The following is a 12,739-nucleotide window of genomic DNA, read 5'->3' on the forward strand; positions in this document are numbered from 1 at the left end:
GGCTGTATTTTGACACAAAAAACCCCCGATAATCGGTTGTCCAACTATCGGGGGTCACTTCAGAAGACCGGTTTTTCCTGACCGGGAATGATCACCATGGTGAATTTCCGCAGATGGTGCCGTAATTCCCGCATCGTCACTGTGGTATAAACAACCATTCCCCACGGCGTATTACGTGTATCCAGCCATTTTCTGACATCCTCTGTCACTTCAACCAGATACGGGGCTAATTCCGCCATATCCGGTTGCAGGGGCTCACTGTACAGGCAGCACGCCGGCGGATTGCATTCATCCAGCAATGAAAAAATGTCCGGCTCTGACGCCGCATCAATGATTGCGTAACCGGTTTCCGGTTTAGCCATTGTCTGTTTCCTCCGGCGTCTCCTCCAGCGGGCAGTGCGCCACAAACGCAGACCCGCTGGCCGCTGCGGCTTTCAGCACGGCAGGATTGGTGGCCTGCAACAGCTCTCCGGGACTGCCCCCGGAGTTCAGATTAATCAACGGCCCTTTGATATCGACACCACCGCTGTGGATCACCACAAAACTGCCGCCGACCTTCAGGGTGATTTTTCCCTGACTCTGCAGCGTGATGTCACCATTGGCATCAGTGCTGACCGCGCCCTGTATACGCGCCACATGATCCCCGGCCACAATCCGGTGGCGGTCTCCGTCGACCTGCTCCTGATAATTACCGGTCGTTTTATGCGCCTGATTTCCTTCAACCGTCACTGTCCGGTTTCCGGCGACAACCAGCTCATCGTTATGTCCGATGCTGGCAGTTCTGTCGTAATGGATCCGCTCTCCGCGTGAATTCAGGACATTGATGGCCAGATTTTTCTGGGCATGAATATACACCTCTTCCTGCCCGGCCAAATCCTCAAACCGTAATTCATTAAACCCGTCCCCTTTATGGGTTTTCGTGCGGAAAATAGTCCGGGTTTTCTCCTTCGGCAGGTTCAGCGGCGGGCGGTTGCGCCCGTTATAGGTGCAGCCGGTGATAACCGGGCGATCGATGTCCCCGCTGAGATACGAAACAATCACTTCCTGCCCGATACGGGGGATCGACATAAACCCGAAACCATCCCCGTTCCAGCCATGGGCAACCCGCACCCAGCAGGAGGCGCTGTGATCCGGTTTGCCCCGGCGATCCCAGTGAAAATAGACTTTCACCGCGCCCTGCTCGTTGGTGTAGATTTCTTCCCCCTCCGGGCCGACCACCGTTGCCAGCTCGTCACCGTCCGCCTGCGGACGGAAACGGTATGGCGGGCGCCATTCGCGGGTGCCGGGAATGAACTGCACGGTATTACTGAATGTTGTGCCCTCGCCGCCGCCGTTATCCGCCAGCGGCTGGCGGCCGCGATGAGTCACGGTGACCACCTGCCATGACTGATTCATGGCCCCTGACGGGTGATTTTTCAGGGTGAAAATTTTCCCCGGCATCAGCGCAAAACAGTTAGTGCCTGCAGTGCCGATCTGACGCGCGTTCTGGGATTGTTCATAGCGCAGCATCGTAAAGTAGCCGCCCTGCTCATCCTGCTGAAAACGGCCGTAACTCTCGAACGTTCCGTGCTGCCGGTGTATATCCCCGGACAGCTGATGCTCAAGAGGGTAAGACGGATTCTGCGGGTTGTAATCTTTGTGAGTCTGAATATCACTGCACAGCTGTTCGGCATAGCGCCAGGAGAACGCCGTGCTGTCACGGGTGTCCGTATCCGCCTGCGGGTTATAGGTCAGATGAATACCGGCGGTCATGCCGAGATGACTGTCGCTGTAAAACAGTTTCGGGCCTTCCTCGAACCAGAAGTTAATCCCCTCTTCTGCCGCCAGACGGCACCAGAAATCATAGGCGGATTCCCGCTTCTGGGTGATGTAATCGCGCTTCCCGTGCAGTGCGCCGTCATAAAATTTCAGGTCATTTTTGACGTGGGCTTCATCCAGCAGGGTGGCGAGGACTTCCGGCACCGATTGTTTCTGAAAGATACGGCTGTCCTGGTTGAGCGTCATGATCCACATTTCCGGACGGATCAGAAAGTGATACCAGGTTTTGTTACCGTCAGTATTGCCCTGTTCAGCAGAGGCCAGCAGTCCCTGCACGGTACGCACTTTAACACCGTCACGGGTGACGGTCAGTGACGCGGCGGAGCCGAGATGATCCTCAAAGGTGATCGACGGCAGCAGGCTGACTGCGCTGATGGTCAGCGAAAACAGCGAAGACAGGGATTCACTGAGTGAAAACTCGGTGACCAAAAAGGTCTGTTCCGGTAAGCGGCCGATTTTACAGGTAAATACCAGCCCGGAAGGCGAATCGCCGGAAAGCAGCGATAACGCCGTCTGCGCCGGTTGTTGAACAAGGGAGTCTTTCAGTGCGGCAATATCTGCCGCCTTCTTTTTGGGATCTTCAGCAAGCATGCCGGCTCCGGTACGGGTCTGACGGATGAATGCCCGGCATGCCGGTGTTCTCCGTAATAAAGCAAAAACACCACAAACCCCGGACGGGATTTGTGGTGTAAATCAGTACATTACGCTTCGATTGGCGCACGCCAGTCATCAGCACCGGAGGTGCCTGCAACGGTGTGATCCCAGCTGACTTTACGGTAGGACAGCGAGACTTCAATCAGCTGCGTGTAATCCGATTTGGATGGATCCTGGCAGTGAGGCATTTTGCAGTCGATATTGACGATAGTGGCATCTTCCAGCGAGGTGGTGAAGAAATGCTCCTGTTTACCTTCAACAGACGTGCGGTACCATTTCAGTTCGACATTCGGCAGCATTTCACCGGCCGCCAGGGCGTTGTACAGCAGCGGAACCGCTTTGTTCATTGCCACAGTAAATTTGAACGGACGGTGTGCACGCTGACCGGACGGCTGACCGGACTGCGGATCTGTCGGAACGGTGACGATATGGTCAAACTGCTGTACCAGCATCTCATCTTCGTGACCCTGTACATAGATGTTGCCGACAGACTCAGCGGTAAAGGCACCGGCAGTGATGTTGCCCTGGGTTTTGCCTTCGATGGAGATATAGCACGGAGTTGGCATGGTAAATTCCTTATAATATAAAATGATAACAATGAGTTATCTGACAATATGTTGCCATCAGCCAATGCGCATGGTGGTAAGCCGCGAAATAATAAATTTCACTTACCGGTCTGTAAAGACCAGAAAGACGTTTGTATCTCACAGGATCCGTCACTTAAGTTAAAATCGTTGCAAAAACAGGATATATGACTACAGAAAAGGGCTGATTAAGAGTGAGTAGGTGCAATAATTCAGATCACAAAAGAAACAAATCACTACGTTTTTTAACATAACTATCTAACGTATTGTAAAAAATAAGAAAAAAGTCATTTTTTTTCAGATCACAGAAATAAAATATGTAACAAAATACAAAGCATCAATAACAATATGAATAATAACAATAAAAATGAAATTCCAGGGAAATATTACAAAAATACCGTATTTTTCACTCTGTCCGGTGCGACATAACCGGCCGAAAACACTATATTCTGCTGTTTTATTTTTATTTTTTCCTTTTTAAGAAAAATAATACAAGTATTTCAATATATTAAAAAGACAGGAAATCGCCCGCCACTGCAGCCAAACTGCACATCTGTGCTTCAGCCGGGATCTGCGCCCCGGGTAAAGGTGTATCGCCGGACATTAACGCTGTTGGTGCGGAGGCGCTATGTGTCATCATGCCGGCGGATATCGTAATGTCATAAGCATGCCCTTTTTTTCCAGTTCAGTGATAACCCGTACATCCGCAATCAGTTTCGTTTTATCGGAATTAAACAGCACAATCCTGCCATACGATGTCACCAAATCCGTTGTTTTTTCCAGCCAGTCCCCGGGGCGGTATTTGCATACACAAAATCCGTAGCTTTCGAGAAATGAGCACTGTGACTCAATATTCAGTGTATTCAGGACACCGGATTGCGGTGAGCTGAGAAAGTATTCTGCCGCATATTTTTTCAGAACAGGGGGGGTTTGTACCTTATTCTCAAATTCACGGGGGGCTATCCGGGCCAGCAGACTCAGGTCAATCAGAGAGTGCGAATTACATTCCTCCGCAAGCTGCGGACCTAATCCGCCATGCATCCTGGCACCGGATTCAACCAAAACCGGTCCGCCGTCAGACATAATCACTTCATTATGTGATGCGCCGTTGCGAATACCGAGGGAATCCAGTACCTCTTTAACGTAGCTGATTAATACCGGATGTTCATCAACCGGCTCAGTCACCATTTGATGATAAACAGGAACACCATTAATCTCCTGCTTAACATACCTGAATATATTCACAATAAAATGGTTTCCGTCACAGCTGACTGCATCAGCCACATATTCAGTGCCATGAATTTTTTGCTCAACCAGAACAACAGTGTTGTTATTGCCGGCATAGTCAGTTGTGTTTATCAGAGAATGGAATGCATGTGTAATTTCAGCGGTATTCTTACAGAACAAAACACTGTCAGTGCCAAAGGAGTTAACCGGCTTGATCACATATTCATCAAACGGGTTTTCCTTGCACCAGTGTAATATATGCGCCAAATCACCGGACTGATAATGAGGAATGCAGCGAATACCATCCAGCATAAGTTGTTGCTGCATAAGATATTTATCCCGTCTGGCAGTACTGCGCGCAGGCACATTAGGGCGTAATCCCCAGTGATAGCAAAGTTTATCAAAGATAAGCACACCCGGCTCTGAACCACAGACAATGAAATCAGGCGCACGCCCAATGACAGACTCAATATCCTGTACCGTCCTGCCAAGAGAGTGGTAACTGAAAACAGCGGAGTAATCCTCCTGACGAAAGGTCGCCATTACCGCTGAAGGCAGTGCCTGATTCGTAATAAGAGCAACAACATCATAGCCAAAAAGCGTTCTTATTCTGTTTGCAAAAACAGCACCGCTGGAGAAAGGATCAACAATCAGTACATATTTATTTTCCATCATTTCTCTCCGTTCCGGCTCAGAGAATATCGATAACGGTATCACTCTCAGGAAAAGAGCAGCAGGCAAGATGTATGTGTTGTTCTTTCTCTTTTACCGATAAACAGAAATCCGGTTCACTGCGGATATATCCGTTTTTCAGTCTGAATTTACAACTCCCGCAAATACCTGATCGGCATTTATTTCTGATGAAAATATTGTGCAGTAATAAATTATCCAGAATGGTTTTATTTGTATCCACGCTTATTTTTTGATTTCTGTTTAATACCTGAAGGGTAATACTCTGCGAATCATATGAATCCATCATTATTTTTCCGTTTTCTGTGCTGAAGTGAATGTCATTTTAACGTCGCCGTATATATTCAGAGACCAATTCTTGAGATAATCAGTTCTGCTGAATCAAGATAAATGTTTATTTCATTACTGTTTTCAGTTTCAGAAATGATATCGCCGGCACAGGGCATTTTCGTCAGCTTAAAGATTGCATCCCAGGCTCCGAGTTCATTATCGGCAAAAAAATGCGCTGTTTTCAGCATGGTATTTCTCAGGTACCGGCGTTCACTTAAACTGAGATCGCGTACAATGTCATACGCAACATAACTGAAAACACTTGAGTGGCTCCATTCATCCTCAGCATGAATCCGGGTAACGTCATGGCATATTTTCTGAATACCATTATCCTCAGCCATAACTTTCAGGTAATCCGTTATCAGCGTCTCACTGGCACACGCAATGGCAAAACGGGTTAAACGCCTTTGCCATTCTGCACCGCAATCGGCCAGAATGTTGTCCTTCCATTTTATAAGGTTAAAGTCAGTATAGTTGAGTGGCTCAAGCTTACGCTGATCACAGATGTAATTACACGCTATTACTGACATCCTTGTATGAAGCGCTTCATCCAGCAATGTTTCTGACATCACATCCTGCAACCCCGCTCTGTTGGGGGAATTAACCGGCGGATATTTTATGATGTCCTCACAGGCCGGCGTCACAATGTCGCATTCGATACAGATAGTCTTAAGATTGTACATAACCCATGCATAAGAAAGGCAGGTATTTTTAATTTCATCCGATGCTTCCCGCCAGGCATCATGTTGCCTGAAAGGCAGCAATGATTCACTGAAATCCTGTTTGGCTGAATCAAATTCAGACTCAGGATATTCCGGCTGCACGTTATTAACGGCAGCCCGGTTTTTCCATAACGCCGATAATTTTTTCAGCATAAAAGCGACATTTTCACTATCCGGTATGACAATACCTGCTTCCATTCACCACCCTCCATTATCTGATGTCAGTTTTTATTCTTTCCTTACACGGATCAGGCTCATGAAAACAGCGCCCGCCAAAGCAAATACAGACGAAATCACCAGTGTTTCCTCCCAGCGACCCGCATCCAGCAAATCGCCGTACAAAATGGCAGATAATGCACTTCCCATATAAAACGAAAGCTGCCTTATACTGGTTGATAACAATGTTTTTCCCTCTGCGAATCCGGTAATCGCTAATGTATCCAAAAGAGGCATCAGACAATAATTGAGAAAAAGCCGGATAAAATAAAGAGAGATAAACAGCACCACTGAAATAGGTAATGACTGTAAGTACAGGCAGATAAACGTCATGATACCAATAATGATTATTGCTATCTTTAAAGAGAATCGTTTTACAATGAGGGGGGCAAATACAGCACCAATAATACTGACTATTTTATCGGCCCCCATAATAAGTGATATTTCACTGATATTCATCGTATAGGCAAGATGGAATACAATATTTATAAACCTGAAAACCAGTGTAATTGAGGCACCAAGAAGCAAAGCAGCAATAAAAAGAGTAATGAAATTCAGCCATTCAGTACTCTTTATACCTGAAAAATGCCGGTTATCTTTCTCTGGTTCTGAAATCCCCTGAACAGATTTAACACGAAAGCCGATCATCAGCAGAGATGAAATAAATGATGCTGTCAGGATCCACTGATAATGACGTAATGCTGCTGTCTCCGAAAAATAGGTGACAATACTCACCACGACGGAGCCGGTCATCGCGGCACCCAAATAGGAAACAAAAAACCAGCTGAATAATGTTGTCCTGCTTTTCGGATCAATATGTGAACCCATAAGGGAATTACCCAGAGATAATAGTGCAATCATACCGGAAAGGATCAGCCCGAGAGTGACGGCGCTCGCCCACACCGAAGACAATACCGGCAGCAGCATAAAAGGCAGTGAATAAAGACAGGCGGCGATCAGAAGCAGTTTTTTCTGCGCGATTTTTCTGCTCAGATAAATCAGGGGAACCACGGCTGCTGCCATCATCGACATTGCCACCGCATAAATAAATCCCGTTGCAGTTTTATCGATACCGCGCGCTTCGAGGTAAAAATTATACACCGCGTCAAACATGCCGTTACTCAGTCCCATCAGGAAGGTGGCTATCAGAAAATAACGGGCGGTAATACTGAATTTTTTAATATCTTCAAACATATTTCGTCCCTGCTTCGGCAACCTGCAATCCCCTTCCCGTAAAGTCTTCAAACACCCGTTCACCGCCGGGCCAGGCGCCATAGCCGGAAGCGGTATTAAAATGCCCGGCACCGGGGACAAAATGTGTTTCACATCCCCATTGTGATGCCAGTATCTGCGCACGGGCTTCACTGAGGTGTTCATCATTATTGCTGTATATCAGCATCGCACGGTATTTCAGTAAACCGGACGGTAACGGGCTCTGCTGCCGGATCGGTGTTATCGCGGTTTCGGCATCAACATCCGCCGGTGCCACTAAAATCAGGGCGTTAACCCTGCTGCAGGAATACTGTGCAGCCCACTGGGCGGCGGTTACCGCTCCGCAACTGTGACCCAGCAGAACAATATCCCCTGCTGTGTGCGCAATTGCCTGATTCAGGCTGTCGATCCAGATTTCCCGTGACGGGTTATTCCAGTCCCCCTGCTGTACACGAAAAACATTGCGGTATTTTCTTTCCATAAAGGACTGCCAGTGTTCAGGCCCTGAATTCGTATAACCCGGAACGATGAGATAAGTCGTTTTCATTGATACCTGCTTCACTGACGTTGCTGAGGATGAATACTGATCCCGAATTTTCCGGACAGTAGTTGTGAAAGTTCTTCGTTATCCGTAATATCCGCAGAACAGGAAGACAAACCGTTCACTTCGGTAAAAACAGTATCCCGGATACTGATTCTGCCGTTTTCTGTCGGCAGGCTGGCCACTTTATGTATATTAAGCAGGCTTTCAGGAGAATGGAGCGTATAAAAATACGCCATGCTGATATCCGGCGGAAACGTTTCTGTATCATGGAAAGCGTAAATATCCTCCCAGTCAGCATTGAGCCTGCTGTTTTCTCTGACAGACACGACCCAGCCATATGCAGGATGACGGCTTACTTTTGATGATAAAAAAGCATGCTCGTGAACATAACCATCCACCATACGCAGAGGTGCCCGCGGCCCTCTGGCACCGAAACCAACATCAAAAATCCACTCTTCCCCCGCAACAGAAATAATAAATAACTGATGTGTTGCCGGTGTCAGCAACGGGATCAGCACTCTGGCCAACCGCGTACGGTACACAAAGCCGGTATAACTGAAAAAAGGTGCAAGTAATGCCGCAAACTCAAAGCAAATACCGCCACGTTTATTAAATATTATATTATCTGCAATTATTTTGCTGAAAGATCCGGATGCCGCATTTTCATTCATACTGAAATTTTCAAACGGAACCGAATAAAAATGAGCATGATGAAACCGAAAAAGAGAATAGTTATCAGCTTTAATATTTTCGTTTATATTTAAACGTGTTAAATAAGATGAAATATCCTTCACGCCGCGCTCCTGCAATCAACCCGCCTGCCGGTTGAGTTGATATGATGATTTTGCCTTTGTTCTTAAATAGTAAACACAAGATGCTATAAAACAAGATAAACTGAAAATTAAAATCATCAGAAAAATAATTTCACCTCTCTAATTAAATATAAAATACAGAAAAATTAACAGGATGGTATGAGTGATTTTTTTATTTAATTTTATATTAAAAAATAAAAAAGAATCTTTACGGAAATTATTTCCACCCAACCATTCACGCAGAAAATACAATAATTCGCCGGGTAAGGTGCGAAAACGAAGCCGGATCGGATACAATGCTACGATACACACCACTGACACCGGCGTAACCCCGGAGGGATTTATGGAAAATATAGTACCGGATAAATACTACGATATCGCTGATGAGTACGCGCTGGAATCGGAAGATCCGGTTGAAGAACAGGAATATGACGGACTGGCACACTATTTTCAGTTACTGATCACCTGTCTGACAAACAATGAAGAGATCAGTGAGGAAGCCCAGAAAAAGATGGCGGCTGAAGCCGGTATCGATAAACAGCGTATCGATGATATTGCTGAATTTCTCAACCGCTGGGGTAATGATTAAGTCACTATCAGCGCCGGATACAAAAAAACCGGGATAACCGCATTCCTGTTATCCCGGCGGGATGTTACTGACCGTTAAAAACGGTATTTCAGGCCTAACATACCCTGCGTATCCGAGTAGTGATCACTGCCGGCCTGCTGTGCCACGTTAAACCAGATGTCCGCATTGCGGGTCAGTTGTCCTTCAACCCCCACTTTAATTTCACCGATATTACGGGTGCCTGACTGACTGACATGAGCACTGTCCATGGAGACACCCGCCATTTTACTGTTATTCAGCCAGTTAATTTCAGCAAACGGCCGGAAGTGACGATCATTGTCGTTATCCTGCAATGCCCGTCCCAGTCCATATACCCTTACCCCGAGACGGGTCTGAATATTTCCTTCACCGGTCGCCGATACGCGGGTACCGCCCCGCTCTGTGTGGGTATCCATTTTCACACCCATATAGGTTACCTGCGCTTTCGGCTGGATATACCAGCGATTAATACTGCCTTCACTGCCCTGTGTTTCATTGATCAGGACGCTGTACCCGGCTTCGGCAGAAAGTGTGATACCGTCAGAGTTATATTTTTCTTCTGCCAATCCCCGTCTTTCAACCCGGTTTTTAAACCAGTTATATTGTACCCAACTGTCAACATACAGGCCGGTTTTATCCGCCTCATTAGCATAGTAAGTACCGTATATCCCGACACTGTACCCGTCAGCATGTGAGGTTGATTCCGTGCTTTTTACACTGTTTGCGGTTTTACCGCTGATACGGCCATATCCCGCCATCAGTCCGATATGGTAACGGTTAAGATCATTATCAGACCACTGTGCGATATCGCCGCCCAATTGTGCCACATACCGGTTTGTCCCGGTTCTTAACTGGCCGTTGCCACTTTTCACCACTGAGTGCCCGGCCACAGACTGGTGACTTTACGCTCACCGGTCAGCACATCGGTATATTGGGTTTCACCGAGGCGATCATGCAGGCGCACATTAAACAAGGTATTCGCCATTTGCAGGTTACTGATATATCCCCCGGCTTCCGGGCGGATAGCCGGATTGACCGGCGGCTTTATAATGGGTTTTTCCGGTTCAGGATCGGGATCAGGTTTTGGTTTCGGTTCCGGCTCGGGTTTTGGTTCTGGTTCTGGTTCTGGTTCTGGTTCCGGCTCAGGATCCAGTTTTGACGGGGTATATTCTGATGTCAGATACCAGTTTTTTTCATTACCGTTTTTACCGCGTCCCAGAGAATAATCATATGCTCCCGCAACAATCGGCCCGCTCTGAGTGAATATACCGTCAGAAATACCGTCAACCGTGATAACTTCAATACCGTTGAGTATGGTCAGCCCGCCCTGCCCGCCGATATTCACAAAACTGACCGTCGTGGTGCCGGCAGAATTACCTTTTATCCGCAGTTTATCCGTCAGTGAATTATCGTCATTCAATACGGTATTGAGGATTACGTGCCCGCCATTACCGGTATAGTCACCAGCCACGGTCAGTGTTTTCGGTACAAAGGCGTCCGGATCGGTCAGATCGTCCGGAGAGTTATAACGGAGTGTCGCACCGGTCAGTGTCAGGTTTGACAGCACAGAATCGGCGGTCATATTCCAGAGACTGTTTGTACCGGCAATATCCAGGTTAATGGTACCGTTTGTAGTCGTATTCGGTGCGCCTGCCACGTTATATTCCAGTGAATTGGTACTGCCGGTAAACCGGCTGTTATCCGCCATCTGCAGGTCAACACTCCCTTTTGTCTCCGCTTTCATATCACCGTCAACGGTGAATACACTGCGGATACTGTTACCGGACAGGCGATCAGAAGAGGATATCTGTGAATCAGCCCCTTTGGCATACAGGGCAAACTTCCGGCTGTCACTGGTCACATTAATGGTGGTATCACCGCCGAGATACACCTGACTGCCGGCAGTGACCGTTGTACCACCGGCCTTTTTCGATCCGGCTTCCGCATAAATACCGTGTGCCGTTGTGCCTTCGGCGCGGATATCCGTTGAACCCAGTTCGATAATGCCGCCTTTGTTGGCATAAACCGCATGGGCTGACCCGCCGTTTGCCACAATGGTGCTGTTGTCGCCGATCACCACACGGGCATCCCCGGTTGCCGCAGAGTTGGTGTTCCCGGCATAAACGGCATAACCGGTGCAGAATTCACGCCCGAATATTTCCAGATTGCTGCCGGCTTCGTGAGAAATAATGACCGCATTTTTTCCGAGTGTGATCAGGTTTTCGCTTGTGCCGGTGGTTGATGAATTAGCACGCACCCCCATCCCGAATGCATCAATATAGGCATCGTCACCCACGGTAATCACTGTGCCGTTACTTTCCTTACCGGCGTTCAGACCATCTGCGGAAGAACCGGTGGTTTTAATGGTCAATTTATCAATATTGATTTTACTGGCACCGTTTTTTGTCACAATACCGTCAGCTTTGGCGCCGCTGGTTGCAATATTCAGTTCATTAAAATTATAGGTGCTGCTGTTCCCGTAAACCGCCCAACCCTGTAGTGGCGAGAGTGACGCGTCCTGCGTCGTGTTGATGGTCACACTCGCGTAATCGGATAACGGGGTTCCGCCGTGCTCACCGGCACTGTAATAATAGATGGTTGAGGTGCAAGTCAGGTGTTTTTTTCCGTCACCGTCTGTCACCGATGTACAGGGATCCGCCATACCGGGAAATGAATATAATCCCGTTCCCAGTATAACCGATATCGGTAATGCAAATTTTTTTACAGATTTATATTTTTTCATAAGGGAAAACCTCCCAGCGTAAAAATAAAAGCAGGATACAAATGCAGAAATTAATTAAAGGCATTCCAGCTGTCTTTATTAAAATAAAAAAGTCAGCGTAGTAATATTATTATCAGTAATAACTAAGGTTATATTTATGAGTAACACTACGTGTATTTATATATTATTACAACCACGATGATAGATAAGATAATTTTATGATTACTGTGTTAATAAATTGTTTTCATTATTTTTGCCTGATATTTCAATGAATTAATATGAAAGATGTAAGCAGATATTACTTGGTAACAAAAAACCCGGAATGTTTGTTCTTTATTTATCTACAATTGGATTAACAATAGAATAAAATACCAAAATATTGCATTTTACATAAAATTTAATGCATTGAAATCAAAACAAACACTATTTTGTTACAAACGTTATTTTTTATAACATATTCCCACCAAAAACTTAACTCACATTCAATGTCACTGCAATGACACTCCTGAGAAGATAAAAACAACATAACCACCTGTAAAATAAGAAGTAGTAAGATATTATTTTATTGTCATAACAGCGAATTCGACTGAAAAAACGCTTT

At 46.6% G+C, this 12,739-nt stretch carries 11 protein-coding genes; 1 reads left to right on the forward strand and 10 read right to left on the reverse strand.

Going from position 1 to position 12,739, the window contains the following annotated elements; genetic code table 11:
- Positions 1 to 59: 59 nt before the first annotated feature.
- The 8 genes from N7387_RS03140 to N7387_RS03175 all read right to left on the reverse strand — a co-directional run bounded on the left by N7387_RS03140 (position 60) and on the right by N7387_RS03175 (position 8,791).
- Complete coding sequence (locus N7387_RS03140; protein WP_279796828.1) at positions 60 to 362, reverse strand: DUF4123 domain-containing protein; 303 nt, start codon at positions 360 to 362, stop codon at positions 60 to 62.
- Positions 355 to 2,409 carry a type VI secretion system tip protein TssI/VgrG gene (tssI, locus tag N7387_RS03145; RefSeq protein WP_279796830.1) on the reverse strand — a complete coding sequence of 685 codons (2,055 nt, stop codon included), beginning with the start codon at positions 2,407 to 2,409 and terminating at the stop codon, positions 355 to 357. Before tssI ends, N7387_RS03140 begins: the two co-directional genes overlap by 8 nt.
- Before the next feature lie 110 nt (positions 2,410 to 2,519).
- Positions 2,520 to 3,038 carry an Hcp family type VI secretion system effector gene (locus tag N7387_RS03150; protein ID WP_025152584.1) on the reverse strand — a complete coding sequence of 173 codons (519 nt, stop codon included), beginning with the start codon at positions 3,036 to 3,038 and terminating at the stop codon, positions 2,520 to 2,522.
- A gap of 654 nt (positions 3,039 to 3,692) precedes the next feature.
- Positions 3,693 to 4,958 carry an ATP-grasp domain-containing protein gene (locus tag N7387_RS03155; protein ID WP_279796834.1) on the reverse strand — a complete coding sequence of 422 codons (1,266 nt, stop codon included), beginning with the start codon at positions 4,956 to 4,958 and terminating at the stop codon, positions 3,693 to 3,695.
- A gap of 359 nt (positions 4,959 to 5,317) precedes the next feature.
- A complete protein-coding gene (locus N7387_RS03160) occupies positions 5,318 to 6,223 on the reverse strand; it encodes a diiron oxygenase (protein ID WP_279796836.1) in 906 nt (301 codons plus the stop codon).
- A 30-nt stretch (positions 6,224 to 6,253) separates the two neighbouring features.
- Positions 6,254 to 7,435 (reverse strand): MFS transporter, encoded by a 1,182-nt coding sequence (locus N7387_RS03165; protein ID WP_279796838.1) that lies wholly within the window; start codon positions 7,433 to 7,435, stop codon positions 6,254 to 6,256.
- Positions 7,428 to 8,000 carry an alpha/beta hydrolase gene (locus tag N7387_RS03170; RefSeq protein WP_262881785.1) on the reverse strand — a complete coding sequence of 191 codons (573 nt, stop codon included), beginning with the start codon at positions 7,998 to 8,000 and terminating at the stop codon, positions 7,428 to 7,430. The genes N7387_RS03165 and N7387_RS03170 overlap by 8 nt, the downstream gene beginning before the upstream one ends.
- 11 nt (positions 8,001 to 8,011) lie before the next feature.
- Positions 8,012 to 8,791, reverse strand: a complete 780-nt coding sequence (locus N7387_RS03175; protein ID WP_279796841.1) for an arylamine N-acetyltransferase — start codon at positions 8,789 to 8,791, stop codon at positions 8,012 to 8,014.
- Positions 8,792 to 9,152: 361 nt separating this feature from the next.
- Here N7387_RS03175 and N7387_RS03180 point away from each other — a divergent pair, with 361 nt between their 5' ends.
- Positions 9,153 to 9,398: a YmjA family protein gene (locus N7387_RS03180; RefSeq protein WP_045137977.1), complete on the forward strand. Its 246-nt coding sequence runs from the start codon at positions 9,153 to 9,155 to the stop codon at positions 9,396 to 9,398.
- 74 nt (positions 9,399 to 9,472) lie between these two features.
- Here N7387_RS03180 and N7387_RS03185 read toward each other — a convergent pair whose 3' ends face one another.
- On the reverse strand, positions 9,473 to 10,291 hold the full coding sequence (locus N7387_RS03185) for an autotransporter outer membrane beta-barrel domain-containing protein (protein ID WP_279796845.1): 819 nt from the start codon (positions 10,289 to 10,291) through the stop codon (positions 9,473 to 9,475).
- Positions 10,285 to 12,159, reverse strand: a complete 1,875-nt coding sequence (locus N7387_RS03190) for an autotransporter outer membrane beta-barrel domain-containing protein (protein WP_279796847.1) — start codon at positions 12,157 to 12,159, stop codon at positions 10,285 to 10,287. Before N7387_RS03190 ends, N7387_RS03185 begins: the two co-directional genes overlap by 7 nt.
- Between the last annotated feature and the right edge of the window lie 580 nt (positions 12,160 to 12,739).

Origin of the sequence: Morganella sp. GD04133, from assembly GCF_029835375.1 — a bacterium.
GTDB lineage: Bacteria > Pseudomonadota > Gammaproteobacteria > Enterobacterales > Enterobacteriaceae > Morganella > Morganella morganii_B.